The sequence below is a fragment of the Pseudomonas sp. G5001 genome, assembly GCF_013385475.1.
GTDB lineage: Bacteria > Pseudomonadota > Gammaproteobacteria > Pseudomonadales > Pseudomonadaceae > Aquipseudomonas.
In genome coordinates this window covers 586,834-613,817 of sequence record NZ_JACAPZ010000005.1, presented here as the reverse complement: position 1 = coordinate 613,817, position 26,984 = coordinate 586,834, and the positions used below count along the sequence as shown (strand labels likewise).

Below are 26,984 nucleotides of genomic sequence, written 5' to 3'. Positions count from 1 at the left end.
GAGAGGTGCACGATGCCCAAGGTCGGTATGCAACCCATACGCCGCCAGCAGTTGATCGAAGCCACATTGACGGCCGTCGATCAGGTCGGAATGGGGGATGCCAGCATTGCGCTGATCGCCCGTCTGGCCGGTGTCTCGAATGGCATCATCAGTCACTATTTTCAGGACAAGAATGGCCTGATCGCCGCCACGATGCGGTACCTGATGAACGTGCTGATCGAGAACGTCACCGAGCGCCGGTTGGCGCTGAAAGATGACAGCCCGCGGGCCCATCTTCAGGTGATCATCGAAGGCAACTTCGACGCCAGCCAAGTCAACGGCCCGGCTATGAAAACCTGGCTGGCCTTCTGGGCCACCAGCATGCACCACCCGTCATTGCACAGGCTGCAGCGGATCAACGATCACCGTCTGTATTCCAACCTGTGTTGCCAGTTCCGCCGAGCGTTGCCGTTGCCCGAGGCACGCAGCGCAGCCCGAGGCCTGGCGGCCCTGATCGACGGTTTGTGGTTGCGCGGCGCCCTGTCGGGAGACGCTTTCGACACGGAGCAGGCGCAACGGATCGCTTACGAATACATGGATTTCCAATTGGCCAAGCAGGTGAGTTAGAGCACACATAAACGCTCAACTCCCGAACCGCGCCAACCACTAATGCACTTGCGAGGACTTTATGGCCCGTTTCGAACTGCAAAAACTCTACATTGACGGCGGCTACTCCGACGCTGGCAGCGATGCCACTTTCGAAGCCATCAACCCGGCTAACGGTGAAGTTCTCGCCAACGTGCAACGCGCCACCAAAGAAGACGTCGAGCGCGCTGTGGTCAGCGCCGAAAAGGGCCAGAAAATCTGGGCCGCCATGACTGCCATGGAGCGTTCGCGCATCCTGCGTCGTGCCGTCGATATCCTGCGTGAGCGCAACGACGAACTGGCCGCCCTGGAAACCCTGGACACCGGCAAGCCGTATTCCGAAACCCAATACGTCGACATCGTCACCGGCGCTGACGTGCTGGAATACTACGCAGGCCTGGTGCCCGCCATCGAAGGCGAGCAGATCCCGCTGCGTGACACCTCGTTCGTCTACACCCGTCGCGAGCCGCTGGGCGTCGTGGCCGGTATCGGCGCATGGAACTACCCGATCCAGATCGCCCTGTGGAAATCCGCACCTGCCCTGGCGGCCGGTAACGCGATGATCTTCAAGCCAAGCGAAGTCACCTCGCTGACCACCCTGAAACTGGCTGAAATCTACACCGCCGCCGGCGTTCCGGATGGCGTGTTCAACGTCCTGACCGGCAGCGGCCGTGAAGTCGGCACCTGGCTGACCGAACACCCGCGCATCGAGAAAGTCTCCTTCACCGGCGGCACCGACACCGGCAAGAAAGTCATGGCCAGCGCTTCGAGCTCTTCGCTCAAGGAAGTCACCATGGAACTGGGCGGCAAATCCCCGCTGATCATTTTCGACGACGCCGACCTCGACCGCGCCGCCGACATCGCGATGATGGCCAACTTCTACAGCTCGGGCCAGGTCTGCACCAACGGCACCCGCGTGTTCGTTCCGACCGCCCTCAAAGGCGCGTTCGAAGCCAAGATCGCCGAGCGCGTTGCCCGCATCCGCATCGGCAACCCGGAAGATGAAAACACCAACTTCGGCCCGCTGGTCAGCTTCGCCCACATGGAAAGCGTGCTCGGCTACATCGCCAAAGGTAAAGAAGAAGGCGCCCGCGTGCTGTGCGGCGGCGACCGTCTGACCGACGGTGAATTCGCCAAGGGTGCCTACGTGGCCCCGACCGTGTTCACTGACTGCACCGACGAAATGACCATCGTCCGTGAAGAAATCTTCGGCCCGGTGATGAGCATCCTCACCTACGACACCGAAGAAGAAGTGATCCGCCGCGCCAACGACACCGACTTCGGCCTGGCCGCTGGCCTGGTGACCAAGGACCTGAACCGCGCCCACCGCGTGATTCATCAGCTGGAAGCCGGTATCTGCTGGATCAACGCCTGGGGCGAGTCCGACGCGAAGATGCCGGTGGGCGGCTACAAGCAGTCGGGCGTGGGCCGTGAAAACGGGATCAGCTCGCTGAACAACTTCACTCGCATCAAATCGGTACAGGTTGAGCTGGGCGACTACGCCTCGGTGTTCTAAAACCTGATTGAGCCTGGCATGACCCATGTGGCGAGGGGGCTTGCTCCCGTCGGGCTGCGAAGCAGCCCCATGCCAGGTACCGCAGTTCTTTCAGACAGAACTCGAGCGCTGACTTTGCGACTGCTGCGCAGTCGAACGGGAGCAAGCTCCCTCGCCACAAAAGCAGCCTGAACCAACTTTCACGAGGGTGCATTCAATGTCCCAAGAATACGACTACATCATTGTGGGTGCCGGCTCCGCCGGTAACACCCTGGCGACCCGTCTGACCGAAGACGAAGGCGTCACCGTCCTGCTGCTGGAAGCCGGCGGCCCGGACTATCGTTTCGATTTCCGTACCCAGATGCCAGCCGCCCTGGCGTTCCCGCTGCAAGGCCGCCGCTATAACTGGGCCTACGAAACCGATCCAGAGCCACACATGGACGGCCGCCGGATGGAGTGCGGTCGCGGCAAGGGCCTCGGCGGCTCCTCGCTGATCAACGGCATGTGCTACATCCGCGGCAACGCGATGGACTACGACAACTGGTCGAAACTGCCGGGCCTGGAAGACTGGACCTACCTGGACTGCCTGCCGTATTTCCGTAAAGCCGAAACCCGCGACATCGGCCCGAACGACTACCACGGTGGCGACGGCCCGGTCAGCGTGACCACGCCAAAGGCCGGCAACAACCCGCTGTTCCACGCGATGGTTGAAGCCGGCGTACAGGCCGGTTACCCACGTACCGAAGACTTGAACGGCTACCAGCAGGAAGGCTTCGGCCCGATGGACCGTACCGTGACGCCAAACGGTCGTCGCGCCAGCACCGCTCGCGGTTACCTGGACACGGCCAAGAAGCGCTCGACGCTGACCATCGTCACCCACGCCCTGACCGACAAAGTCCTGTTCGAAGGCAAGCGCGCCGTTGGCGTTCGCTACCTGATCGGTGCTGCCGAAGAACGTGTTGAAGCCCGTGCCCGCAAGGAAGTCCTGGTGTGCAGCGGCGCAATCGCTTCGCCGCAACTGCTGCAACGTTCCGGCGTTGGCCCGGCGAAACTGCTGGAAAGCCTCGACATTCCGGTGGTCCACGACCTGCCTGGCGTCGGCGAAAACCTGCAGGATCACCTTGAGCTGTACCTGCAATACGCGTGCACCCAACCGGTCTCGCTGTACCCGTCGCTGCTCTGGTACAACCAGCCGGCCATTGGTGCCGAGTGGCTGTTCAACGGCACCGGCATCGGCGCCAGCAACCAGTTCGAAGCGGGCGGTTTCATCCGTACCCGTGAAGAATTCGATTGGCCGAACATCCAGTATCACTTCCTGCCGGTAGCGATTAACTACAACGGCAGCAACGGTGTGAAAGAGCACGGTTTCCAGGCGCACATGGGTTCCATGCGTTCGCCGAGCCGTGGCCGCGTGCAGCTGAAGTCGAAGAACCCACGGGAATACCCGAGCATCCTCTTCAACTACATGTCTACCGAACAGGACTGGCAGGAATTCCGCGACGGCATCCGCCTGACCCGTGAAATCATGCAACAGCCGGCACTGGACCAATACCGTGGCCGCGAAATCAGCCCGGGCATCGACGTACAGACCGACGAGCAACTGGATAAATTTATCCGTGAGCACGCCGAGACGGCGTTCCACCCGTCCTGCTCGTGCAAGATGGGCACCGACGAGATGGCCGTGGTTGACGCCGAAGGCCGTGTGCATGGCATGCAGGGTCTGCGCGTAGTTGACGCGTCGATCATGCCGATCATCACCACCGGCAACCTGAACGCGCCGACGATCATGATCGCCGAGAAAATCGCCGACAAGATCCGTGGCCGCAAGCCACTGCCGCGCAGCACTGCGGATTACTACGTGGCAGGCGATGCGCCGGTGCGTGGCAAGCCGATGCGTGAAGTGGGTCCTACTGCGCAGTAACTGATAGACCGAGGTGCTCCCTTCGCGAGCAAGCCCGCTCCCACATTTTTGACCGTGTGAACCCGATCAAATGTGGGAGGGGGCTTGCTCCCGAAGAGGCCCGATCTGACACCGCAAGACCTCCCGCCCGCCTACACTTTCCTTGATCAGCTCCCAGCCCAGGCCTACTCTGTTTGCCTGCCCGCGCCGAGCCGCCCACAAGGAAGGCCCCATGTTCGAACACCACGCCACACTCAAAAAGCAGTTCAGTGCCCTGCGCACTACCGCCGAATTCTTTTCCCTGCGCTACGTCCGCGAGTCCGGCCAGTACCTGTCGGTACGCAAGAACGTCGCCGAGCCGCCACACCTCAGCCAGGACGAAGGCGCGATGCTCACCGTGCGCCTCAATGGCGTCGAAGCCTACGCCGCCACCCACGACATTTCCCTGCCCGGCCTGCAAGCCGCCCTTGAGCGCGCCGAACAGCAAGCCCGGCTCATCAAGCCCCACGCCCTGCTCGACCTGCGCGACCAGCCAGTGTCCAGCGACACTGCCGACTACCTGTCGCCGAGCCTCGACCAGCCCTTCCCGTCCCTGAGCGACTGCTACCAACTGCTCGGCGCCGAATCGGCCGCCGTGCCCAAGGACGAGCGCCTGGTGAACTGGGAAGTCAGCCTGGGCACCACCCACGTCGAACAGATCTACCTCAACAGCGCCGGCGCCGAACTGCGCCAGGCCCAGCGGTTTGTGTTCCCGGGTGTCAACGTCACCGTCTACGACGGCAATGACAGCCAGACCCGCACCCTGGGCGGCACCAACTTCGGCCAGCAAGGCGGCTTCGACGTGATCAGCCGCTTCGGCCTGGTGGGCGCCGCGCCGCAGATTGCCGACCAGGCGCTGCAACTGCTGCTGGCCCCGAACACACCCCAGGGCCCGCGCGACCTGCTGCTGATGCCCGACCAGATGATCCTGCAGATCCACGAATCCATCGGCCACCCGCTGGAACTCGACCGCATCCTGGGCGACGAGCGCAATTACGCCGGCACCAGCTTCGTCAAGGCCAGCGATTTCGGTCACCTGCAATACGGCTCCAACCTGCTGAACGTGACCTTCGACCCGGACATTCCCGAGCAGCTCGCCAGCTACGGGCATGACGACGACGGCACGAAGGCCAGCAAACAATTCCTGATCCGCGAAGGCTTGCTGCTCAAGCCGTTGGGCGGTGCGTTGTCGCAATACCGCGCCGGCATGCAAGGCGTGGCCAACAGCCGTGCCTGCAGCTGGAACCGCGCGCCGATCGACCGCATGGCCAACCTGAATATCGAGGCCGGCGACCAGAACATGGCGCAGCTGATTGGCGGCATCGAGAACGGCATCCTGATGTCCACCAACCGTTCGTGGTCGATTGACGATGCACGCAACAAATTCCAGTTTGGCTGCGAGTGGGGCCAGTTGATTGAAAACGGCGAACTCAAAGGCGTGGTGAAGAACCCCAACTACCGGGCGATTTCCGCGCAGTTCTGGCGCAACCTCAGCGCCGTCGGCGACGCCAGCACCTTCAAGGTGCTGGGCACGCCGAACTGCGGCAAGGGCGAACCCAACCAGGTGATCCGCGTCGGCCATGCCTCACCGGCGTGTGTGTTCAGCAACGTGGACGTGTTCGGGGGAGACGCCTGATGAATAATTTCAAAGCCCTGGTGGATTGGCTCAAGCAGGCCATCACCGACCACGAACAATTCCACCTCGGCTACGCCGACGAGTCCTCCGAGTTTGTGCGTTTCAACCACGGCAAAGTGCGCCAGGCCGGCCAGGTGCAACAGGCCAGCCTGAACCTGAAGCTGATCAACGACGGGCGCCACGCCGACCTCGGTATCACCCTGGCGGGCGAGCCTGAACTGGATCGCCAGCGCCTGGCCGACGGCCTGCAACAACTGCGCGAGACCTTGCCGTTGTTGCCGCAGGATCCGTACCTGCTGCTCAACCACAACGCCTGGCAAAACAAGGACCAGCAGGACCGACCACTGCCGGACCTGGCCCAGGTGCTGGAAGCAATCAGCGCGGCCGCCGAGGGCGTGGACATGGTCGGCTTCTACGCCGCCGGCCCTATCAGCCGTGGTTTCGCCAGTTCATCAGGCGCCTTCGGCTGGCACCAGGCCAACAGTTTCAACTTCGACTTCAGCCTGTTCCACGCCAACGGTGAAGCGGTGAAAGCCAGCTACGCCGGCAACGATTGGGACAGCGTGGCCTTCGCCCAGCGTTTCAAGCAGGCCCGTGAGCAACTGGAATACCTTGGTCGCCCGTTGCACCCGCTGGCACCGGGGCAATATCGCGCCTACCTTGCCCCGGCGGCCATGGAAGAAATCATCAGCATGCTCACCTGGGGCGGGTTTTCCGCCCAGGCCATCGCCAGCAAAGGCAGCCCGTTGCAACGGTTGTATGGCGGTGATCAGTCGTTGAGCCCGCTGGTGACCCTGGACGAACAGGTCAGCGGCTCCCTGAGTTCGGCGTTTTCCCGTGACGGCTATCCGCGCAGTGATGTGAAGCTGATCAATGCCGGCAAGGCTGAAGGCCAATTGGTGAACTCCCGCAGTGCTGCCGAATACGGCTTGAGCACCAATGGCGCCAGCGGCGATGAATCTCCAAGCGCCCTGCAGATGGCGGCCGGCGACCTGGCCCAGGCCGATATCCTCAAGCAATTGGGCACCGGCTTGTACATCAGCAACCTGTGGTACCTGAACTACTCCGACCAGCCCGCCGCGCGCCTGACCGGCATGACCCGCTTCGCCACGTTCTGGGTCGAAGACGGCGAGATCAAGGCGCCGGTCAGCACCATGCGTTTTGATGACAGCGTGTACAGCCTGCTGGGCTCGCAACTGGAAGCGCTGACCGCTGATCGGGAATTGCTGCTGTCGGCGAGTACGTATAGCCAGCGCAATACGTCATCCAATCTGCTGCCGGGGGCGCTGGTAAAACGCCTGACCCTGACCTTATAAGCAACGCAAAACCCATGTGGGAGCGGGCTTGCTCGCGAATGCGGCGTGTCAGCCACTACATCTGTGACTGAGGCACCGCATTCGCGAGCAAGCCCGCTCCCACAGTTGATCGCATTCCACATTTTGATTCGGTTCATCCTCAAAGCCCCACTCCAGACACCTGGCCGTCCGGCCAGTTGTCGCTCGCGAAAAACCTCGTTATAAAGGTTGGTGGCACCTAGCCACGTCCGCGCGGTAAAAAAACTCAAACAACACCCCGCCGTCCTCAACCCACTTGCACGCAAGTGATGCACGACCTTGCCCGGGATAGGGCAAGCTGGAGCGTTGACATGAACCATGGAAGTTTTGTCATTGAAAAGCTGTTCAAGCACTACAACGTTCACGTAGAGCAGCTTGGTAACAACCCAGAGAAGAAAACCGTGCTGTTGGTCAACGGCGCGCTGTCCACCACCCGCTCGTTTGCACGCACCAGCAAGTGCCTGTCCGAGCACTTCAATGTGCTGATGTTCGACCTGCCGTTCTCCGGCTATTCACGCCCGCACAACACCGACCTCGACCTTGTGACCAAGGACGATGAAGTGCAGATCCTGCGCGCTCTGGTGGAACGCTTTCAGGTCAACCACCTGGTGTCTGCCTCATGGGGCGGGATTTCCACGCTGCTGACCCTCGCCCATAACCCGCCGTCGATTGAAAGCTCGGTGGTGATGGCACTGGCGCCCAACCTCAACCAGGCCATGCTCGAATACGTAGAGCGGGTGCGCGTGCTGATCGAGGCCGATGACAAATCCGCCGTCGGCCATCTGCTGAATGAAACCGTGGGCAAATACCTGTCGCCCCGGCTCAAGCGCAACAACCACCGGCACCTGTCGACCATGGCCACCACCGAGTATCGCCAGGCACGCTTCCATATCCATCAGGTGCTGGCGCTGGGTGACGGCAACTACCTGCCGCAACTGACCCGGATCGAAACCCCGGTGCACTTCCTCAACGGCGTGCTGGACGAGTACACCCCGGCAGACGAAGCCCAACTGTTCAAGAAATACGTAGGCCGCAGCAGCTTCGCCACCGCCGAACACACCGGCCATTTGCTCGACCTGGAATCCCGCGAAGCGGCCCTGGCCGTGCACCGCGCGCTGATTGATTTCCTGGTGGGCAAACACGTGGAGTTGTCAGATATAGACGAAGGGCCAGTGGGAAAAGGAGCTGCCGATGGCGCATAATCGCCGACACATAGGCTGCTAACAAAAAGGTAACTCATGCCGAATCGCGCCCCTCTCGATGCCAAGACCGCCCGCTGGCTACCCTGGGTGGTAGCGATTGCCTTCTTCATGCAGTCGCTGGATGGGACGATTCTCAACACCGCCTTGCCGGCCATGGCTCGAGACCTGGCGGAGAACCCCTTGCGCATGCAAGGCGTAGTGATTGCCTACATGCTCACCGTGGCCCTGCTGATTCCCGCCTCGGGTTGGGTGGCCGACCGCTTCGGCACCAAGAAGATCTTCTTCGGCGCGATCATGCTGTTCAGCATTGGCTCATTGCTCTGCGCACTCTCCAGCACCTTGACCATGCTGGTGGGCGCCCGGGTGATCCAGGGCCTGGGCGGTGCGTTGATGTTGCCGGTGGGCAGGCTGGTGGTGCTGCGCGCCTACCCGCGCTCGGAGCTGGTGCGGATCATGGGTTTCATCACCATTCCCGGGCTGCTCGGCCCACTGCTCGGCCCGACCATGGGCGGCTGGATGGTGCAATACCTGACCTGGCACTGGATCTTCCTGATCAACCTGCCGGTGGGCATCATCGGCTGCTACGCCGTCTGGAAATTCATCCCCGACCTGCGCGGCAGCGAACGTACGCGGTTCGACGGCGTGGGTTTCCTGCTGTTCGGCGCGGCGATGGTGCTGATCACTATCGCCATGGAAGGCCTCGGCGAATTGCACCTGCCGCACCTGCGGGTGATGTTGCTGCTGTTCGGCGGCCTCGCGTGCCTGGCGGCGTATTGGCTGCGCGCCGGGCATATCGACAACCCGCTGTTCTCGCCGGTGCTGTTCAAGACCCGGACCTTTGCGGTGGGCATCCTCGGCAACCTGTTCGCTCGCCTGGGCAGCGGCGCGTTGCCGTTCCTGGTGCCGCTGTTGCTGCAGGTGGCGCTCGGTTACTCACCGTCCGAAGCCGGGATGAGCATGCTGCCCCTGGCGGCGGCGGCGATGTTTGCCAAGTCCATCGCCCGGCCGCTGATCGAGCGCCTGGGCTACCGCGTGGTGCTGACCGGCAACACCCTGGCGCTGGGCATCATGCTGGCGAGCATGGGCCTGGTCAGCGAACACACGCCCTACCCGCTGCTGCTGAGCATGCTGGCGATCCTCGGGGCGATCAACTCGCTGCAATTCACCGCGATGAACACCGTGACCCTGATCGACCTCGACGACGCCCAGGCCAGCAGCGGCAACAGTTTGCTGTCGGTGGTGGCGCAGTTGTCCCTGAGCCTTGGGGTGGCCTGCGCCGGTGCGCTGCTGGGTGGTTTTACCGCCGAAGTGGGCAACGACGGGGTCGACACGGTGCTTGGGGCGTTCCAGTTGACCTTCGTCACCGTGGGCATCATGGCGATGCTGGCGGCGGCGATCTTCCTGCAATTGTCGCCAAAAGACGGCAAACGCGTGGTCAGCCGTGAGCACGACATTGAGCATTAACAGGCTTCTCGTCTAGAACTTGCAGGGAAAATCCCACGAGGCTGGTACACTGCGCGACATTTTGTTTTGCAGAGCCAGTCCCGTGACTACCATCGCCACCGCTTTTAATACTTTGCCCCTGTCCGCCGCCATGCTGGCTAACCTCGACTCGCTGGGTTATGTCGAGATGACGCAGATCCAGGCGCAAAGCTTGCCGGTGATCCTCAAAGGGCTGGACCTGATTGCCCAGGCCAAGACCGGCAGCGGCAAGACCGCAGCCTTTGGCATCGGCCTGTTGAACCCGATCAACCCGCGCTACTTCGGCTGCCAGGCACTGGTCATGTGCCCGACCCGCGAGCTGGCTGACCAGGTGGCCAAGGAAATCCGTCGCCTGGCCCGCGCCGAAGACAACATCAAGGTGCTGACCCTGTGCGGCGGCGTGTCCCTCGGCCCGCAGATCGCCTCCCTGGAGCACGGCGCCCACGTCATCGTCGGCACCCCGGGCCGCATCCAGCAGCACCTGCGCAAGGGTTCGCTGGTTTTGGACGGCTTGAACACGCTGATCCTCGATGAAGCCGACCGCATGCTCGACATGGGCTTCTACGACGCCATCGAAGACATCATCAGCAAGACCCCGGCCCGCCGCCAGACCCTGCTGTTCTCGGCCACCTACCCGGTGAGCATCAAGCAACTGGCCTCGAAATTCATGCGCGCGCCGCAACAGGTCAAGGCCGAAGCGTTCCACTCGGACGACCAGATCGAGCAACGCTTCTACGAGATCTCCCCGGAAGAGCGCATGGACGCGGTGACCAAGGTCCTGGCGCATTTCCGCCCGGCGTCTTGCGTAGCCTTCTGCTTTACCAAGCAGCAAGTGCAGGAAACCGTGGATCACCTGACCGCCAAGGGCATCTCCGCCGTTGGCCTGCATGGCGACCTGGAACAGCGCGACCGTGACCAGGTACTGGCGATGTTCGCCAACCGCAGTACGTCGGTACTGGTCGCCACCGACGTGGCTGCCCGTGGCCTGGACATTGATGCACTGGACATGGTGATCAACGTCGAACTGGCCCGCGACTCGGAAATCCACATCCACCGCGTGGGCCGTACCGGTCGCGCGGGTGAGACGGGCATTGCTATCAGCCTCGTCGCACCGTCCGAAGCCCACCGCGCCCAGGCCATCGAGCAGTTGCAGAAGTCGCCGCTGAACTGGGACCAGTTGGACAACCTCAAGCCTCAGAGCGGCGGCCCGTTGCTGCCGGTGATGAGCACCCTGTGCATTGCCGCCGGCCGTAAAGACAAGGTTCGCCCGGGCGACATCCTCGGCGCACTGACCGGTGAAGCCGGGATCCCGGGGGCCCAGGTCGGCAAGATCGCGATCTTTGATTTCCAGGCGTTCGTGGCCGTGGAACGCGGGATCGCCAAGCAGGCATTGCAGCGTTTGAATGACGGCAAGATCAAAGGCCGTTCGTTGCGCGTGCGTATCCTGTAAAGATCTCAAGCTATACCGAGATCAAAAATGTGGGAGCGGGCCTGCTCGCGAATGCGGTATATCAGTCGACAGATTCGGTGACTGACACTCCGCATTCGCGAGCAAGCCCGCTCCCACATTTGACTGTATTCCAATTCAGAATTTGTATGAGGACATGGCTGTGCGCTCGACCGAAGTTGTGATCATTGGCGCCGGCGCCGCAGGCTTGATGTGTGCGCTGACCGCCGCCGGGCGTGGGCGCAAGGTGATGTTGATCGACCACGCGAACAAGGCCGGCAAAAAGATCCTGATGTCCGGCGGTGGCCGCTGCAACTTCACCAATATGTACACGGAGCCTGCCAACTTCCTCTCCCACAACGCGCACTTCTGCAAGTCCGCCCTGGCCCGCTACACCCAGTGGGATTTCATCGCGCTGGTGGCCAAGCACGGCGTGCCGTACCACGAGAAAAAACTCGGCCAGCTGTTCTGCGATAACAAGTCCAGCGACATCCTCGGGATGCTGCTGGATGAGTGCATCCAGGTCGGCGTGAGCATGCACCTGGACACCTCGGTGCAGGAGATTGCCAAGGTCGATGGCGGCTATCAGTTGCAAACCACCCTGGGTGAGTTGCGCTGCGAATCACTGGTGATCGCCACCGGCGGGCTGTCGATCCCGACCCTGGGGGCCACCGGCTTTGGTTATCAAGTGGCCAAGCAGTTCGGCCATGAACTGCTGCCAACCCGTGCCGGGCTGGTGCCGTTCACCATCACCGACCAGCTCAAGGAATTGTGCGGCGAGCTGTCCGGTACGTCCGTGGATTGCCTGGTGAGCTGCAACGACCAAAGCTTTCGCGAGAACATCCTGTTTACCCACCGTGGCCTGAGCGGGCCGGCGATCCTGCAGATTTCCTCCTACTGGGAACCCGGCGACACCGTGGAAATCAACCTGCTGCCCGACCACGACGCCCACACCTGGCTGCAAGCGCAACAGGTGGAGCGCCCGAACAGCGAGCTGAAAACCCTGCTGGGTGAGATCTTCACCAAGAAGATGGCCAACCTGCTGGCCGAAACCTGGTTCGTTTCCAAGCCGATGAAGCAGTACACCCACGCCGAGATTGCCGACATCGCCGGCAAACTGGGGAGCTGGCAACTGGTGCCGGCGGGTACTGAAGGCTATCGCACCGCCGAGGTCACCCTGGGTGGCGTGGACACCCGGGAAGTCTCGTCCAAGACCATGGAATCCCTGAAAAGCCCTGGTTTGTACTTCATCGGAGAAGTGCTGGATGTGACCGGTCACCTGGGCGGGTTCAATTTCCAGTGGGCGTGGGCCTCCGGTTATGCCGCTGCCCAATTTGCCTGACGGAACGCGGTAAAAAAATGTGGGAGCGGGCTTGCTCGCGAAGGCGGAGTGTCAGCTAATACATCAGTGACTGATACACCGCCTTCGCGAGCAAGCCCGCTCCCACATTTGGTTCGTGGTGTGCTTGGAAGTAATGCCTGGAATAAATTTTGCTCTCAGATGTGATCGCCACGCTTGCCGTGGCGTCATTACTGGCTCAATTTAGCGGCATCGTCCCGGAAGACCCCAGACTTCATGTCATCGACCTCCTTCAAGCAGTCCATGCGGCGCCTTTGGGCACTGGACAAGTTCAGTTACAGCGTACGGGTATTCATCGCCCTGACCGGCAGCATGGCGCTGTGCTGGTACCAGAATGAAATGGCGCTGCTGATCCCGCTGTTCCTGGGCATTATCGCCAGCGCCCTGGCCGAGACCGATGACAACTGGCAAGGCCGGCTCAACGCCCTGGCCGTGACACTGGTGTGCTTCAGCACTGCGGCACTGTCCGTCGAACTGCTTTTCCCTTATCCCTGGATCTTCGCGATCTTCCTGGCTCTGTCCAGCTTCGGCCTGACCATGCTCGGTGCCCTCGGCGAGCGTTATGGGGCGATCGCTTCGGCCACCCTGATTCTCTCGGTCTACACCATGATCGGCGTGGACCAGCGCGGTGGCGCCGTCACCGACTTCTGGCATGAACCCTTGCTGCTGGTTGCCGGCGCCGCGTGGTATGGCGCGCTGTCGGTGTTGTGGCAGGTGCTGTTTTCCAACCAGCCGGTGCAGCAGAGCCTGGCGCGACTGTTTCGCGAGCTGGGGCGTTACCTCAAGCTCAAGTCGTCACTGTTCGAACCGATCCGCCAACTGGATGTGGAAGCGCGGCGCCTGGAACTGGCGCAGCAGAACGGCCGGGTGGTGGCAGCACTGAACGCCGCCAAAGAGATCATCCTGCACCGGGTCGGCAATGGTCGCCCGGGCTCCAAGGTCAGCCGCTACCTCAAGCTGTACTTCCTGGCCCAGGACATCCACGAGCGCGCCAGTTCCTCGCACTACCCTTACAACGCCCTCGCCGAAGCCTTCTTCCACAGCGACGTGCTGTTCCGCTGCCAGCGCCTGTTGCGCCAGCAAGGCAAGGCCTGCCAGACCCTGGCCGAATCGATCCAGATGCGCCAGCCTTTCGTCTATGACGACAGCTTTGCCGAAGCCCTGGGCGACCTGAATGCCTCCCTGGAACACCTGCGCATCCAGAGCAACCCGGCCTGGCGCGGCCTGCTGCGCTCCCTGCGCGCCCTGGCCGCCAACCTGTCGACCCTGGACCGCCTGCTGGGCGACGCCGCCAACCCCGACAGCCTGGCCGATGCCACCGACAGCAGCCTGCTGGACCGTGCACCGCGCAACCTCAAGGAAATGTGGACACGCCTGCGCACGCAGTTGACGCCGACTTCGTTGCTGTTCCGCCATGCCCTGCGCCTGCCCCTGGCGCTGAGTATCGGCTACTGGATGGTGCACTTGATTCACCCGTCCCAAGGCTATTGGATCATCCTCACCACGCTGTTCGTGTGCCAGCCAAACTACGGCGCCACCCGGCGCAAGCTGGGCCAGCGGATCATCGGCACGGCCATCGGCCTGACCATCGCCTGGGCGCTGTTCGACCTGTTCCCCAACCCGCTGATCCAGTCGATGTTCGCCATCGCCGCGGGCCTGGTGTTCTTTATCAACCGCACCACGCGCTACACCCTGGCGACCGCTGCGATCACGCTGATGGTGCTGTTCTGCTTCAACCAGGTGGGCGACGGCTACGGGCTGTTCCTGCCACGGCTGTTCGATACCTTGCTCGGCAGCCTGATCGCCGGGCTGGCGGTGTTCCTGTTCCTGCCGGACTGGCAGGGCCGGCGCCTGAACAAGGTGCTGGCCAATACCCTGACCTGCAACAGCATCTACCTGCGCCAGATCATGCAGCAGTACGCCGCGGGCAAAAGCGACGACCTGGCTTACCGCCTCGCCCGGCGCAATGCCCACAACGCCGACGCCGCGCTGTCCACCACCCTGGCGAACATGCTGATGGAGCCGGGGCATTTCCGTAAGGAAGCGGACGTGGGGTTCAGGTTCCTGGTGCTGTCCCACACGCTGCTCAGCTACCTGTCGGGGCTGGGCGCCCACCGGGAAACCCAACTGCCGGCGGAAGTGCGCGAGCACTTGATTGAAGGCGCCGGGAAGACGCTGGCGGCGAGCATTGACGAGATCGCCATGGGGCTGGCGAACAAGCAGCCGATCGCGATTCAGAGCGATGCCGAGGAAGCCTTGGCAGTGGACCTGGAGCAGATGCCGGATGAGATTGACGAAGGGCAGCGGCTGGTGCAGACGCAATTGGCGCTGATCTGCCGGCAACTGGGGCCGTTGCGCACGTTGGCGGCTCACCTGATCAAAGATACCAGCGAAGCCTGAACCCTCTTCGCGAGCAAGCCCGCTCCCACATTCGGCCGAGTTCCACCTTTGGAATGCGGTCGAATGTGGGAGCGGGCTTGCTCGCGAAGGGGCCATTAGCCTCACTACATCCCGTGCTGCTTCATCAACCGCGCATAACTGCCATCTGCCTTCATCCTGGCAATCTCCCGATCAAACCCGGCAACAATCTGCTGATGCTGAGGATTTTTCAGGCTAACCAGAATGTGCAGGCTGTTTTCACTCAGCGGCACCGGCAAAAACTCCACCGCGTTGCGCACGGTGGCGGACTCCCGAGCCAGGTAGTAGCGGGCGACGAATTCGTCCTCCAGCGTCAGCCGCACCCGCTGCGCCGCCAGCATGCGCACGGCCATGGCGAAGTTATGCACCGGGACTTTCTGCAATTGCGGATCGGCATCGAACGCCGCTGAATACGCATAGCCACGCACCACCGCGACGGGGTAGTCGTGCAACTGCTCCAGGTTCTGGTAGTCGATGGTATCGTCGCGGCGCTTGAGAAACAGCACCCGGTTGAGCAGGTATTCGCCGGAAAACTGCCCCAGCTGAGTACGCGCATCGTCGTACCAGGCGTTCACCAATACGTCGTAACGCCCATCGCCCACACCCATCAGGGCGCGGGCCCAGGGCACCTGTTCAAACTCACTGGCATAGCCGGCACGGGCCAGGGCGGTGGTCACGATGTCGGTGGCCAAACCACCATTGACCAGGGTGGCGTCAGTGAACGGCGGCCAGGCATCCGCCACCAGTCGCAAGCGTTCTGCCGCCGCCGCCTGGGCCAGCAACAACAAACCGATCAAAGCAACGGCACGAGAAAATCGCGGCATGCTCAAGTCCTTGGCGGGCATTCTATGGCCTGACCTCTGGGGCAACCCGAGGATTTAACAGTAGCTCATCAATGAGCCTGTACTGCAGATTACACAAAGACGGCAGCGTCGCACGCAGAGAATGATGGCAAATTGATCTCACTCACAAAAAAACCGCAATTTAGACACTCGCCTCCCGCGCGCTTACTATCCTGACCAGACAATCAGCCGAGAGAACACCATGACAGTCGAATGGGTCTGCAAACACCACAGTGACCTGGGCAAGGAGCAGCTGTACGCCATTTTGCGCCTGCGCTCGGAGGTCTTCGTGGTCGAGCAGAAATGCGTGTACCAGGACATCGACGGCCAGGACCTGGACGGTGACACCCATCACCTGATGGCCTGGGATGATGGTCAACTGCAGGCCTACCTCCGCCTGCTGGATCCTGAATCACAAGGTGGTGATGTGGTGATCGGCCGGGTGATCGTTGCGCCAAGCGCGCGGGGTACCGGGCTGGGCCACCAGATGATGGATGAGGCCCTCAGGCAGGCGGAGAAACAGTGGCCCGACGTGCCGATCTATCTGTCGGCCCAGGCGCATTTGCAGGGGTATTACGGGCGGTACGGGTTTGTGGTGGCGGGTGAGGAATACCTTGAGGATGACATTCCACATATAGGCATGCGCCGGGCATGAGGGCCTCTTCGCGAGCAAGCCCGCTCCCACATTTGACCGAGTTCCACCTTTGGAATGCGGTCGAATGTGGGAGCGGGCTTGCTCGCGAAGGCGTCAGCCCGGTCACCACAAGCCTTCAGGGGTAATCCAGGACAGCCTTGATCCGGCTTAGGTTCGCCTCGATCCAGCGCCGATCAATCGCGCCCCAATCACGAATCCGATAGCGCCCGGCATGGTTGCGGGCCCCGTCTTCCTGTTCAAACTCACACACGATATCCAGGTCCGCCAACGCCGCAATCGTGTCCTGTGCAGTACGCCGGGGCATGCCCGTCACCTCGGTCAGTGCCGGCACGCTGCTGGCCAGCTGGCTATCAATCAGGTACGCCACATACAGGCGCCGGTAGAAGCTGCTTTTGGTCTTGCTCACATCCATGCTCGATCGCCTTTGAAGGTCAGGGCTTGCCCTGCAGGTCCCGCCAGGTCAGGTACACCCGCAGGTCGAATTCCACCTGATGGTAGCCCGGCAACATGTATTCACAGAGTTTGTAGAACGCCTTGTTGTGGTCCGATTCCTTGAAGTGCGCCAGTTCGTGTACCACGATCATGCGCAGAAATTCCGGCGCGGCTTCCTTGAACAGCGAGGCGATACGGATTTCTTTCTTCGACTTGAGGTTGCCACCCTGCACCCGGGAGATGGTGGTGTGCAGGCCGAGGGCGCGGTGGGTCAGGTCCAGGCGGTTGTCGAACAGCACCTTGTCGATGGCCGGGGCGTTGCGCAGGTGTTCCTGCTTCAGGGCCTGGGCGTAGTTGTACAGCGCTTTGTCGCTCTGCACGCCATGCCGCTCGGGGTAGCGCTGGGTCAGGTAGTCGCCGAGTTGGTCCTTGGCAATCAGCTGGCGCACTTGCTCCTGCAATGCTGGGGGGTAGGCCTGGAGGTATTTCAGCGCGGTCATGGGGTCAACAACGGGTATTTGAATGGGCGCCAGTGTAGCGAATTCAGCGGGCCGCTGCGCGCAGGCGCCAGTCGGCAATTTCATCCGCGATCAACGGCGGCGCCACCTGCGGGCCCTGGATGAACTGGCAGCCGTTGGCCTTGAGCCACTCAACTTGCTCCTGGGTCTCGACGCCTTCGGCAATCACCAGCAGATCAAAATGCCGGCACAATTCGATAATGCTGCGCGCCATCGCCGCGTCCCGGGATGAACCCGGCAGGCGGGCGATCAGCTTCGGGTCGAGCTTGAGGGTGTCGAATTCCAGGTCCCGCAGGTGGGCCAGGGAGCAGTTGCCCGCGCCGAAATCATCCAGGGCAATCCGCACGCCGGCCCGGCGCAACAGCTTGAGCTGCTTGGTGGACTCATCCAGATTGTGCATCAGGCTTTCTTCACTGATCTCCACCTCAAGCTGCCGGCCTTGCAACCCATGTCGCTCCAGCACCTGCTGCAGCTGGCTGGCCAGGTTCGGCATATTGAACTGGCTGCTGCTCAAGCTCACGCTCAGGACCAACTCATCGTTGAACACCCCTGCCCATGCCTGCCGCTGGGCGGCCACCTGCTGGTAGATCCAGGTGCTCAACTGGCTGATCAGCCGCGCCTCTTCGAGCAACGGCAGAAACAGCCCCGGCGGCACATCGCCGACACTCGGGTGCTGCCAGCGCAGCAGCGCTTCGACGCCCCGCAGATGGCCGTCGTGCAACGACACCTGCGGCTGGTACACCAGGGTGAAATCCTTGCTGTCGATGGCGCTGCGTACGCTGTCTTCGAGCATCAGGCGCGAGCGGGCCCGGCCGTTCATTTCCTGGTCGTAGTAGCGATATTGCTGACGCCCGGCGCGCTTGGCCTCGTACATCGCGACGTCGGCCGCGCGCAGCAGGCCGTTGAGGTCCGAGCCGCAGTCCGGGAAAGTGGCGATGCCGATACTGACGCCCAGCATCACATCCAGACCGTCGACCTGCTGACAGATCGACACCCGTTCGATCAGTTTTTCCGCAATCTTGGCCGCCTGCTCCGGAAATTCCAGCTCCAGCAGCGCGGTGAATTCATCCCCGCCCATGCGGCCAAGAATGTCGTAGGAGCGCAGGCACGCCTTCAACTGCTCCGAGACCCAGCGCAGCACGCGGTCTCCGGCGTCGTGGCCGAGGGAATCGTTGACCCGCTTGAACCCGTCCAGGTCCAGGTACAGCAGTACCAGCGACTGCTCGTTACGCTCACTGCGCAACAGCACATTCTCCACCGACTGGTGAAACCCACGCCGATTGAGCAGGCCCGTCAGCGGGTCGGTGACGGCCTGGAACTCCAGTTGCTGATGCAGATGGCGCACCTCGGACATGTCCAGCACCGTGACCACCATGGCTTTCTGCTCGGCCGGTAGCGGGGCGCACGACATCGCCACGGGCAACTGCTGGCCGGGTGCGGTGCGCAAGATGGCGTCGTGCAGGCGCCAGGTTTCACCACGTTTGTAGCCTTCATACAATGCAGAATCGGACCACCCAGGCACATGGGGCTTCTGTAGGAAGCCCAGGAACTCGGCACCCTGGATCTCAGCGACCGGCGCATTGATCAGCCGCGAAATCGCCGGGTTGGCGTAGCTGATCACGCCGTCTTCGCCCACCACCAGGATGCCTTCGGCGGCATTGTCGAGCACCGAGGCATTGAAGGCCCGGGCCGACTCCAGATCGTGACTCAGGCGCTGCAAGGCACGGCGGTTGCGCTGGTGCTCCAGCAGGGCCTGGACCTTGGGCTTGAGGATATTCGGGTCGAAGGGTTTCAGCAGGTAGTCGATCGCGCCGCTGGCATAGCCTTCCAGCATCGCCGCCGGCGATTGGGCGTGAGCGCTGAGAAAGATGATCGGGGTCAGTTGCGTGCGCTGGCTGCCGCGCATCAGCCGGGCCACCTCGAACCCGTCCATGCCGGGCATCATCACATCCAGCAACACCAGGTCGACGTCGTGTTCGAGCAGCAATCCCAGGGCTTCCACCCCGGAGGCCGCCGTCACCACATGCCAATCTTCACGCTGCAATAGCGCACGCATGCTGATCAGGTTTTCGGGATAGTCATCGACCACCAAAAGCACTGAACAACCATCGCGAGGCTTGATTGGAGCGCATTCCATTGCTGCTTCTCTTTCGTCGGAGTCATTCCGGTCATTTTTGCGACAAAACCGGATAAACAATAAGGGCTCACTCTAGCCCTGGATCCCATAAAGCAGAAGCCACGACGGTGCCATCATTGCGCCAAAGCCCAGACAACCGACTAACGGTCAGTGTCTACAGCCCGCGGTTTACGGGAAACATGGCTTTTTGACATTTCATTGGCGCCAACAATCCGCCACAAAGCCATTAACAATCCATTTCGAGCCACCTATAAAGAAAGTGCCGGCTCCCGAGCCAAGGCCTTCTCTCCCCGTTAAAGGCGTATTCAATGATTGATCTGTCCACCTGGAACCTGAGCATCCCCGTCGGCTCCCCGCCCTCGACCATCGACACGCCGAAACTGCTCAGCGGGTTCAAGGACCAATACTTCCAGGCCGAAGGCAGCAGCGTGCAATTCTGGACCCCGGTGACCGGCACGCGTACCGAGAACGCCGTTTACCCTCGCAGCGAACTGCGGGAAACCTACGCCGACGGCCGCCTGCGCAACTGGCTGTACAGCGACGCCGACAATTTCCTGCGTGCCACGTTGGCGGTCAACAAGGTGCCGTCCTCCGGCAAGGTGGTGATCGGTCAAATCCACGCCTACGAAAGCCAGAAGCCACTGATCAAGGTCGAATACCAATACAAGGAAAAAACCCAGACCGGCAACATCGTCGCCAAGGTGCGCATGCGCCCTGACGAGTCGGAAGGCCGGGTGATCATCGTCGCCGAGAACGTACCGCTGGACCGCGACTTCACCTACGTCATCCACCTGAACAAGGCCGGCCTGCTGAGCGTCGACGCCGCCAACGGGCAGTGGAACGAACGCATCGGTGCTGCGTGGGGCAAACAGCCGCTGTACTTCAAGGCCGGCGCCTACGTGCAGGACAACAGCGGCAACAGCAAGGAAGGCGCCCGCGTGACGTTTGCCAAGCTGGACATTGATCACGACTGAAGCTGATTCGCTTCAGCGACCGGTCCCACGACGCTTTAGGACAGAACCGCGACCCAGGGTCTCGACTTTCTTGTAGGACAATCCGAGTATGGCGCCGCGCACGCGCACTACCCCCTACAAGAAAGTCATGGAGACTGCCCAATGCCCTTTTCCCGCACCCTGCTCGCCCTCTCTATGGGCATGGCACTGCTGCAAAACCCGGCCTTCGCCGCCCCGCCCCTCTCGATGGCCGACGGGGTGGCCCAAGTCAATATCCAGGACAGCAACGCCTGGGTCGAAATCAACAAGGTCGCCTTCGAAAACAATATCCGCACCCTGCAAGCCAGCCTCGCTGACAAGTCGAAAATCTGCGCCGTGCTCAAGGCGGATGCCTACGGTCACGGCATCGGTTTACTGATGCCCTCGGTGATCAAACTGGGCGTGCCCTGCGTCGGCATCGCCAGCAACGAAGAAGCCCGCGTGGTCCGTGAAAGCGGCTTCAAGGGCCAACTGATCCGCGTACGCACCGCCGCCCTGAGCGAGCTGGAAGCTGCGTTGCCGTATAACGTCGAAGAGCTGGTGGGCAATCTGGACTTCGCCGTGCGCGCCAGCCTGATCGCCGAAAACCACGGCCGCCCACTGGTCGTGCACCTGGGCCTGAACTCCAGCGGCATGAGCCGCAACGGTGTGGAAATGACCACCGCCCAGGGCCGCCGCGACGCCGTAGCCATTACCAAGGTGCCAAACCTGCAGGTGACGGCGATCATGACCCACTTCGCCGTTGAAGATGCCGCCGACGTGCGCACCGGGCTCAAGGCGTTCAACGAACAAGCCAACTGGCTGATCAGCGTCGCCCAGCTCGACCGCAGCAAAATCACCCTGCACGCCGCCAACTCCTTCGCCACCCTGGAAGTACCCGAGTCGCGGCTGGACATGGTTCGTCCGGGCGGCCTGCTGTTTGGCGATACCGTGCCGTCGTTCACCGAATACAAGCGCGTGATGCAGTTCAAATCCCACGTGGCGTCGGTCAACAGCTACCCGAAAGGCAACACCGTAGGCTACGACCGCACCTACACCCTGGCGCGGGATTCGAAACTGGCGAACATCACCGTAGGTTATTCCGACGGCTATCGCCGGGCGTTTACCAACAAAGGCATCGTGCTGATCAACGGGCACCGAGTGCCGGTGGTGGGCAAGGTGTCGATGAACACCCTGATGGTCGATGTCACCGACGTGCCGACCGTGAAGAGCGGCGATGAGGTGGTGTTGTTCGGCAAGCAGGGCGCGGTGGAGACCAGCCAGGCGGAGGTTGAAGACATCAACGGTGCGTTGCTGGCGGATCTGTATACGGTGTGGGGTAACTCGAATCCGAAGGTGCTGGTGGAGAACTAAGTCTCCTCACATCTCGTAGGCACTGTCCTATGGACCCAAGGATCATTCGGTGATTAACACAATCACTTAAACAACACGTATCCCTGTGGGAGCTGGCGGTGCGACGATTCGACTTGCCCGCGATGGCGGTGTATCAGCCAACTTATTCTTCGACTGGCACACCGCCATCGCGGGCAAGCCCGGCTCCCACATGGGTCCTGTGCCCTACAGGGCCGTTGCGGTGAATCGGAGCGCCGCTTATAGTTCGCCCCGTCGCCGGCATTGAACGGCGATAGGGTTTCGCAGCCCTACAGAGTTAATACCGTACCCGTCAAAATACGACATAGGCAGTCCTGCCAATGCTCGGCTTTTTATGGCGGTTGTACGTGGGAGACCTTCGGGTCTGCCGGGTCTTAACTCCTCGGTCTGCGAACCCGCGTACAGCTGCCACCCTATTTGTTTCGCAGCAAACGGTGGCCAATTTTCTTTTGAGTTAAGGATTTGCCATGAAGCCACAACTCCCACCCCGCCGTTTCACCCCTTGCACCGAAACAGCCACCGAATACCCCGTGCTATTGATCGACAGCGATGCACCACTCACGGACCTGCACGCCTGCCTGCGTGAACGCCTCAACGCCGCCCTCGAACACCTCAACCTGATGGCCTGCTCCAGCCTGCCCGATTTTGCGGAGCGTGACCTGAACCACGTAGCCAACACCGCCCGCATCCTGGTGCAGGACGTAAGCGACGTATTCCGCGTCATCGAATACCGCGGCTTCGACACCCCCGCAGCCGCCTGATCAAATTTCAGCCACAAAAAAGCCCGCATCGCTGCGGGCTTTTCATTAACGCGTAAGACTTAGTTGACCTTGGCGTTCAACTCACCTTTCAGGTAACGCTGGTACATCGCTTCCAGGGAGATCGGCTTGATCTTCGAAGCGTTGCCCGCAGTACCGAAGGCTTCGTAACGTGCGATACATACATCACGCATGGCAGTCACGGTAGCGCCGAAGAATTTACGTGGGTCAAATTCGCTCGGGTTGGTGGCCATCAGGCGACGCATTGCACCGGTGGAGGCCAGGCGCAGGTCGGTGTCGATGTTGACCTTGCGCACGCCGTACTTGATGCCTTCGACGATTTCTTCAACCGGCACGCCGTAGGTTTCTTTGATGTCGCCGCCGTACTGGTTGATGATCGCCAGCCACTCTTGCGGTACCGAGGAAGAACCGTGCATCACCAGGTGGGTGTTCGGGATGCGCTTGTGGATTTCCTTGATGCGGTCGATGGCCAACACGTCGCCGGTAGGTGGCTTGGTGAATTTGTAGGCGCCGTGGCTGGTGCCGATGGCGATGGCCAGGGCGTCAACCTGGGTCTTTTTCACGAAGTCGGCGGCTTCTTCCGGATCGGTCAGCATTTGGCTGTGATCCAGTACGCCTTCGGCGCCGATACCGTCTTCTTCACCGGCCATGCCGGTTTCCAGGGAACCCAGGCAGCCCAGCTCGCCTTCAACCGAAACGCCACAGGCGTGAGCCATGGCCACGGTTTGTTGGGTGACGCGTACGTTGTATTCGTAGTCGGTCGGGGTCTTGCCGTCTTCGCCCAGGGAACCGTCCATCATTACCGAGCTGAAGCCCAGCTGGATGGAGCGCTGGCACACGTCAGGGCTGGTGCCGTGGTCCTGGTGCATGCACACCGGGATGTGCGGGAATTCTTCGATCGCGGCGAGGATCAGGTGACGCAGGAACGGGGCACCGGCGTATTTGCGCGCGCCGGCCGAAGCCTGGACGATCACTGGAGAGTCAGTCTTGTCAGCGGCTTCCATGATGGCGCGCATCTGCTCAAGGTTGTTGACGTTGAAGGCTGGAACGCCATAGCCGAATTCGGCTGCGTGGTCCAACATCTGGCGCATGCTGATAAGTGCCATTGTGAGTCTCTCTCCCGGTCGAGGGTCGTTAATCGTGCAAGCCTGCCGTAGCGGCGGCTGCTATTCAAGTTATTGAAGGTCAGGCTTTCAAAGCCTGCCCTGCTTAATCGTTAAACCTGTCTGTAGGACCCGGCTTGCCGGCGATGGCGGCTGACGCTATCGCCGGCAAGCCGGCTCCTACGGGTGATCGCGGCGTGTTATTGCGCTTTACAGCCACGCCCGATCAAATCATCGGTGGCAACCCAGTAAACCAGGCCTTCCTCACCTTTTGTGTGAAACGCCAACTGGCCGTCGCTGTACAGCACGCCCGAGGCCGCCACATCCTGCTTGAGGCGATACACCTGGTCCGAGCCGCCGAGGCGCACATCCACCTGGGTGCGGGCCTGGTCGGCAAACCGCCAGTTGACTTGCGCCTGGCTGTCACACGTCCAGGTGGTCCACTTGTCTGCCGGCTCTGCCTTCTTGTCGAACATGTTCAGGTTGGTGCATCCGGCCAATAACGCCAGTGCCGCCAGGGCGAAAACGCCTTTCATTGCCAATCCTCAAGCGGCGACCTGCGGCCACCGCGGCTGTCGGTTAGTGAATCAGACCCGTCAAGGGCAACCCTGTTCCTGACCGTTGGGCGCAGAGTCGTATTTCTCCAACCCGTCCGGCCCGATGCGCTTGTTGATCACCGGCATGGTTTCGGCTTGCCAGTCAGCCTGATAGCAACTCTTTTGCCGAGCCGCCCCGGCCTTTTCAGACTCGGGCGCCGCTTTCGGCGTGCTGCCGCAGCCGGCCAGCAGGCCCGCTGCAATCACCAGTGCCAACGACCTGATCATCGGAATGCTCCTTTTCCTCAGCAAGTGCCTTATCCCTTGGCCCGGCTTTCCAGCACGTCGACAGCCGGCAGTACCTTGCCTTCAACGAATTCGAGGAACGCACCACCCCCCGTAGAAATGTAGGAGATCTGGTCAGCAACGCCATATTTATCGATGGCCGCCAGGGTGTCGCCACCGCCGGCGATGGAAAATGCCGAGCTTTCAGCGATGGCGTGGGCCAGCACTTTGGTGCCGTTGCCGAACTGGTCGAACTCGAACACGCCGACCGGGCCGTTCCACAGGATGGTCTTGGACGACTTCAGCAGTTCAGCGAAGTTGGCTGCCGTTTGCGGGCCGATGTCCAGGATCATGTCGTCAGCGGCAACGTCAGCGATCAGCTTGACGGTGGCTTCGGCGCTTTCAGCGAATTCCTTGGCCACCACCACGTCTACCGGCAGCGGCACGCTGACCTTGGCGGCAATGGCGCGGGCAGTGTCCAGCAGGTCCGGCTCGTACAGCGATTTGCCCACCGGGTGACCGGCAGCGGCCAGGAAGGTGTTGGCAATGCCGCCGCCGACGATCAGCTGGTTGCAGATCTGGCTCAGGCTGTTCAGCACGTCGAGCTTGGTGGACACCTTGGAGCCGGCAACGATGGCGGCCATCGGTTGGGCCGGAGCGCCGAGGGCCTTGCCCAGTGCGTCCAGTTCAGCCGCCAGCAACGGGCCAGCTGCGGCAACTTTGGCAAACTTGGCCACGCCGTGGGTCGAACCCTCGGCACGGTGCGCGGTGCCGAAGGCGTCCATCACGAACACGTCGCACAGGGCAGCGTATTGCTGGGCCAGTTCGTCGCTGTTCTTTTTCTCGCCCTTGTTGAAGCGCACGTTTTCGAACAGCACGATGTCGCCAGCCTTCACGTCCACACCGTTCAGGTAGTCGGCAACCAGCGGCACGTCGCGGCCCAGGGCCTTGCTCAAATATTCAGCTACAGGCTTGAGGCTGTTTTCTGCCGAGAATTCACCTTCGGTCGGACGACCCAAGTGGGAGCAGACCATCACGGCCGCGCCTTTTTCCAGGGCCAGCTTGATGGTCGGCAGCGAGGCCAGGATTCGCGCATCGCTGGTGACAACACCGTCCTTGACTGGGACGTTGAGGTCTTCGCGGATCAGTACGCGCTTACCTTGCAGATCGAGGTCGGTCATCTTCAACACGGTCATGGGGGGCAATTCCTGAGAGCTAAAGTTGTGGAGAGGCTGTTTGCAGATAGTGTTCTGCAACGTCCAGCATTCGGTTGGCAAAACCCCATTCGTTGTCGAACCACGCCAGGATGTTCACCAGCCGTGGGCCGGAAACGCGGGTCTGGCTGGCATCGACAATGGCCGAATGCGGGTCGTGGTTGAAATCACAGCTGGCGTGCGGCAACTCGGTGTAGGCCAACAGGCCTTTGAGCGGGCCGCTGGTGGCGGCGTCGCGCAGGATCCGGTTGACTTCGCCGGCGTCGGTGTCGCTGACGGTTTGCATGGTGATGTCCAGGCAAGACACATTCACCGTCGGTACCCGTACGGCTTTGGCCTGGATTCGCCCGGCAAGTTCCGGCAACAGTCGCTCGATACCGCGCGCCAGGCCGGTGGACACCGGAATCACCGACTGAAACGCCGAACGCGTACGGCGCAGGTCTTCATGGTGGTAAGCGTCAATCACCGGCTGATCGTTCATTGCCGAGTGAATGGTGGTGATCGACACGTATTCCAGGCCAATCGCCTGGTCCAGCAGGCGCAACAGCGGCACGCCGCAGTTGGTGGTGCAGGAGGCGTTGGACACCAGCAATTCGGCACCGGTCAGGCAATCCTGGTTCACGCCGTAGACGATGGTGGCGTCGACATCCGCCTCGCTGGCCATCGGCTGGGAGAACAGGACCCGTGGTGCGCCGGCGTCGAGAAACCGCTGGCCGTCGGCACGGGTGTGATAGGCACCGGAGCATTCCAGCACCAGGTCGACGTCCAGCGCCGCCCAGTCGATGCCCTCAGGGGTGGCACTGCGCAGGACCTTCACGCAGTTGCCGTTAATATGCAGACAATCGTCCTCGACCCGCACTTCGCCGGGGAACCGGCCGTGGGTGGAGTCAAAGCGTGTCAGGTATTCGATGCTGGCCATGTCCGCCAGATCGTTGATCGCGACAATTTCAAACCCGGCCGCCGGCCCTCGCTCGAACAGAGCACGCAAGACGCAACGACCAATCCGGCCGTAGCCGTTGAGTGCAACTTTGTAGGGACGCGGTTGAGGCATGGGGTTCTCGCATTGTGGGCGACACAAACCTTTGCAGGAACTCGCTTGTGTGGCGAGGGAGCTTGCTCCCGCTGGAGTGCGAAGCACTCCCAGACCGGCTGACGAGGTGTATCTGACACATCTCGATCGCAC

Annotated in this window: 23 protein-coding genes; 14 read left to right on the top strand and 9 right to left on the bottom strand. The window is 61.7% G+C overall.

Annotated features, from left to right (window positions below; all coding sequences use genetic code 11):
* The first annotated feature begins 12 nt into the window (after positions 1-12).
* The 10 genes from betI to yccS all read left to right on the top strand — a co-directional run bounded on the left by betI (position 13) and on the right by yccS (position 14,919).
* Positions 13-606 carry a transcriptional regulator BetI gene (gene betI / locus HX805_RS04230; protein ID WP_003216902.1) on the top strand — a complete coding sequence of 198 codons (594 nt, stop codon included), beginning with the start codon at positions 13-15 and terminating at the stop codon, positions 604-606.
* A gap of 61 nt (positions 607-667) precedes the next feature.
* Positions 668-2,140, top strand: a complete 1,473-nt coding sequence (gene betB / locus HX805_RS04225) for a betaine-aldehyde dehydrogenase (protein WP_003216900.1) — start codon at positions 668-670, stop codon at positions 2,138-2,140.
* A gap of 196 nt (positions 2,141-2,336) precedes the next feature.
* Positions 2,337-4,040, top strand: a complete 1,704-nt coding sequence (betA, locus tag HX805_RS04220; protein WP_003216899.1) for a choline dehydrogenase — start codon at positions 2,337-2,339, stop codon at positions 4,038-4,040.
* 211 nt (positions 4,041-4,251) lie between these two features.
* Complete coding sequence (locus HX805_RS04215; protein ID WP_177116627.1) at positions 4,252-5,694, top strand: TldD/PmbA family protein; 1,443 nt, start codon at positions 4,252-4,254, stop codon at positions 5,692-5,694.
* On the top strand, positions 5,694-7,010 hold the full coding sequence (locus tag HX805_RS04210) for a TldD/PmbA family protein (protein ID WP_177116626.1): 1,317 nt from the start codon (positions 5,694-5,696) through the stop codon (positions 7,008-7,010). The genes HX805_RS04215 and HX805_RS04210 overlap by 1 nt, the downstream gene beginning before the upstream one ends.
* 329 nt (positions 7,011-7,339) lie before the next feature.
* Complete coding sequence (locus HX805_RS04205; protein ID WP_177116625.1) at positions 7,340-8,230, top strand: alpha/beta fold hydrolase; 891 nt, start codon at positions 7,340-7,342, stop codon at positions 8,228-8,230.
* 36 nt (positions 8,231-8,266) lie between these two features.
* Positions 8,267-9,694 carry a multidrug transporter subunit MdtD gene (mdtD, locus tag HX805_RS04200; RefSeq protein ID WP_003216894.1) on the top strand — a complete coding sequence of 476 codons (1,428 nt, stop codon included), beginning with the start codon at positions 8,267-8,269 and terminating at the stop codon, positions 9,692-9,694.
* Positions 9,695-9,824: 130 nt separating this feature from the next.
* Positions 9,825-11,162, top strand: coding sequence for an ATP-dependent RNA helicase DbpA (gene dbpA, locus HX805_RS04195; protein ID WP_236260841.1), 1,338 nt, complete (start codon positions 9,825-9,827; stop codon positions 11,160-11,162).
* A gap of 160 nt (positions 11,163-11,322) precedes the next feature.
* Positions 11,323-12,501 carry an NAD(P)/FAD-dependent oxidoreductase gene (locus HX805_RS04190; RefSeq protein ID WP_102604416.1) on the top strand — a complete coding sequence of 393 codons (1,179 nt, stop codon included), beginning with the start codon at positions 11,323-11,325 and terminating at the stop codon, positions 12,499-12,501.
* Positions 12,502-12,735: 234 nt separating this feature from the next.
* Positions 12,736-14,919: a YccS family putative transporter gene (gene yccS, locus HX805_RS04185; protein ID WP_177068431.1), complete on the top strand. Its 2,184-nt coding sequence runs from the start codon at positions 12,736-12,738 to the stop codon at positions 14,917-14,919.
* A 104-nt stretch (positions 14,920-15,023) separates the two neighbouring features.
* Here the strand turns inward: yccS and HX805_RS04180 are convergent, their stop codons facing one another.
* On the bottom strand, positions 15,024-15,761 hold the full coding sequence (locus HX805_RS04180) for an ABC transporter substrate-binding protein (RefSeq protein WP_177116624.1): 738 nt from the start codon (positions 15,759-15,761) through the stop codon (positions 15,024-15,026).
* A gap of 220 nt (positions 15,762-15,981) precedes the next feature.
* Between HX805_RS04180 and HX805_RS04175 the strand changes: the two genes are divergently transcribed.
* Positions 15,982-16,434 carry a GNAT family N-acetyltransferase gene (locus HX805_RS04175; RefSeq protein ID WP_003216885.1) on the top strand — a complete coding sequence of 151 codons (453 nt, stop codon included), beginning with the start codon at positions 15,982-15,984 and terminating at the stop codon, positions 16,432-16,434.
* Positions 16,435-16,549: 115 nt separating this feature from the next.
* On the opposite strand, the gene HX805_RS04170 is transcribed toward HX805_RS04175, so the two are convergent.
* From HX805_RS04170 to HX805_RS04160, 3 genes are read right to left on the bottom strand one after another with little or no spacing between them, the layout of a single operon-like run.
* Entirely contained in the window at positions 16,550-16,846 is a 297-nt protein-coding gene (locus HX805_RS04170) for a helix-turn-helix domain-containing protein (RefSeq protein WP_087693220.1), read from the bottom strand.
* A gap of 19 nt (positions 16,847-16,865) precedes the next feature.
* Positions 16,866-17,366, bottom strand: a complete 501-nt coding sequence (locus tag HX805_RS04165; protein WP_087693221.1) for a M48 family metallopeptidase — start codon at positions 17,364-17,366, stop codon at positions 16,866-16,868.
* Between the two features lie 43 nt (positions 17,367-17,409).
* Positions 17,410-19,521 carry a bifunctional diguanylate cyclase/phosphodiesterase gene (locus HX805_RS04160; protein ID WP_102605036.1) on the bottom strand — a complete coding sequence of 704 codons (2,112 nt, stop codon included), beginning with the start codon at positions 19,519-19,521 and terminating at the stop codon, positions 17,410-17,412.
* Between the two features lie 308 nt (positions 19,522-19,829).
* Here HX805_RS04160 and HX805_RS04155 point away from each other — a divergent pair, with 308 nt between their 5' ends.
* From HX805_RS04155 to HX805_RS04145, 3 genes are all read left to right on the top strand, one after another.
* The gene (locus HX805_RS04155; RefSeq protein WP_003216876.1) at positions 19,830-20,495 is read left to right on the top strand and encodes a polysaccharide lyase family 7 protein; all 666 of its coding nucleotides are present in this window, start codon (positions 19,830-19,832) and stop codon (positions 20,493-20,495) included.
* A 141-nt stretch (positions 20,496-20,636) separates the two neighbouring features.
* Positions 20,637-21,866 (top strand): alanine racemase, encoded by a 1,230-nt coding sequence (gene alr, locus HX805_RS04150; protein WP_134327449.1) that lies wholly within the window; start codon positions 20,637-20,639, stop codon positions 21,864-21,866.
* Positions 21,867-22,351: 485 nt separating this feature from the next.
* The gene (locus HX805_RS04145; RefSeq protein ID WP_008434070.1) at positions 22,352-22,645 is read left to right on the top strand and encodes a hypothetical protein; all 294 of its coding nucleotides are present in this window, start codon (positions 22,352-22,354) and stop codon (positions 22,643-22,645) included.
* Positions 22,646-22,704: 59 nt separating this feature from the next.
* Here the strand turns inward: HX805_RS04145 and fba are convergent, their stop codons facing one another.
* The 5 genes from fba to epd all read right to left on the bottom strand — a co-directional run bounded on the left by fba (position 22,705) and on the right by epd (position 26,852).
* Entirely contained in the window at positions 22,705-23,769 is a 1,065-nt protein-coding gene (fba, locus tag HX805_RS04140; protein ID WP_003177554.1) for a class II fructose-bisphosphate aldolase, read from the bottom strand.
* A gap of 197 nt (positions 23,770-23,966) precedes the next feature.
* Positions 23,967-24,302 (bottom strand): MliC family protein, encoded by a 336-nt coding sequence (locus tag HX805_RS04135; protein ID WP_003216869.1) that lies wholly within the window; start codon positions 24,300-24,302, stop codon positions 23,967-23,969.
* 60 nt (positions 24,303-24,362) lie between these two features.
* Entirely contained in the window at positions 24,363-24,590 is a 228-nt protein-coding gene (locus HX805_RS04130; RefSeq protein ID WP_008434073.1) for a hypothetical protein, read from the bottom strand.
* 29 nt (positions 24,591-24,619) lie between these two features.
* Positions 24,620-25,783: a phosphoglycerate kinase gene (locus HX805_RS04125; protein WP_177080639.1), complete on the bottom strand. Its 1,164-nt coding sequence runs from the start codon at positions 25,781-25,783 to the stop codon at positions 24,620-24,622.
* 19 nt (positions 25,784-25,802) lie between these two features.
* Positions 25,803-26,852 (bottom strand): erythrose-4-phosphate dehydrogenase, encoded by a 1,050-nt coding sequence (gene epd / locus HX805_RS04120; RefSeq protein WP_008434077.1) that lies wholly within the window; start codon positions 26,850-26,852, stop codon positions 25,803-25,805.
* Positions 26,853-26,984 lie beyond the last annotated feature (132 nt).

Bases quoted from the DNA above. Each gene is read 5' to 3' on its own strand.
- HX805_RS04130 (WP_008434073.1), bottom strand. From the start codon at position 24,590: ATGATCAGGTCGTTGGCACTGGTGATTGCAGCGGGCCTGCTGGCCGGC.
- yccS (WP_177068431.1), top strand. From the start codon at position 12,736: ATGTCATCGACCTCCTTCAAGCAGTCCATGCGGCGCCTTTGGGCACTG.
- HX805_RS04175 (WP_003216885.1), top strand. From the start codon at position 15,982: ATGACAGTCGAATGGGTCTGCAAACACCACAGTGACCTGGGCAAGGAG.
- fba (WP_003177554.1), bottom strand. From the start codon at position 23,769: ATGGCACTTATCAGCATGCGCCAGATGTTGGACCACGCAGCCGAATTC.
- epd (WP_008434077.1), bottom strand. From the start codon at position 26,852: ATGCCTCAACCGCGTCCCTACAAAGTTGCACTCAACGGCTACGGCCGG.
- HX805_RS04160 (WP_102605036.1), bottom strand. From the start codon at position 19,521: ATGGAATGCGCTCCAATCAAGCCTCGCGATGGTTGTTCAGTGCTTTTG.
- HX805_RS04180 (WP_177116624.1), bottom strand. From the start codon at position 15,761: ATGCCGCGATTTTCTCGTGCCGTTGCTTTGATCGGTTTGTTGTTGCTG.
- alr (WP_134327449.1), top strand. From the start codon at position 20,637: ATGCCCTTTTCCCGCACCCTGCTCGCCCTCTCTATGGGCATGGCACTG.
- HX805_RS04135 (WP_003216869.1), bottom strand. From the start codon at position 24,302: ATGAAAGGCGTTTTCGCCCTGGCGGCACTGGCGTTATTGGCCGGATGC.
- HX805_RS04125 (WP_177080639.1), bottom strand. From the start codon at position 25,783: ATGACCGTGTTGAAGATGACCGACCTCGATCTGCAAGGTAAGCGCGTA.
- HX805_RS04215 (WP_177116627.1), top strand. From the start codon at position 4,252: ATGTTCGAACACCACGCCACACTCAAAAAGCAGTTCAGTGCCCTGCGC.
- HX805_RS04170 (WP_087693220.1), bottom strand. From the start codon at position 16,846: ATGGATGTGAGCAAGACCAAAAGCAGCTTCTACCGGCGCCTGTATGTG.
- HX805_RS04145 (WP_008434070.1), top strand. From the start codon at position 22,352: ATGAAGCCACAACTCCCACCCCGCCGTTTCACCCCTTGCACCGAAACA.
- betA (WP_003216899.1), top strand. From the start codon at position 2,337: ATGTCCCAAGAATACGACTACATCATTGTGGGTGCCGGCTCCGCCGGT.
- betI (WP_003216902.1), top strand. From the start codon at position 13: ATGCCCAAGGTCGGTATGCAACCCATACGCCGCCAGCAGTTGATCGAA.
- HX805_RS04165 (WP_087693221.1), bottom strand. From the start codon at position 17,366: ATGACCGCGCTGAAATACCTCCAGGCCTACCCCCCAGCATTGCAGGAG.
- HX805_RS04210 (WP_177116626.1), top strand. From the start codon at position 5,694: ATGAATAATTTCAAAGCCCTGGTGGATTGGCTCAAGCAGGCCATCACC.
- dbpA (WP_236260841.1), top strand. From the start codon at position 9,825: ATGCTGGCTAACCTCGACTCGCTGGGTTATGTCGAGATGACGCAGATC.
- HX805_RS04205 (WP_177116625.1), top strand. From the start codon at position 7,340: ATGAACCATGGAAGTTTTGTCATTGAAAAGCTGTTCAAGCACTACAAC.
- mdtD (WP_003216894.1), top strand. From the start codon at position 8,267: ATGCCGAATCGCGCCCCTCTCGATGCCAAGACCGCCCGCTGGCTACCC.
- betB (WP_003216900.1), top strand. From the start codon at position 668: ATGGCCCGTTTCGAACTGCAAAAACTCTACATTGACGGCGGCTACTCC.
- HX805_RS04155 (WP_003216876.1), top strand. From the start codon at position 19,830: ATGATTGATCTGTCCACCTGGAACCTGAGCATCCCCGTCGGCTCCCCG.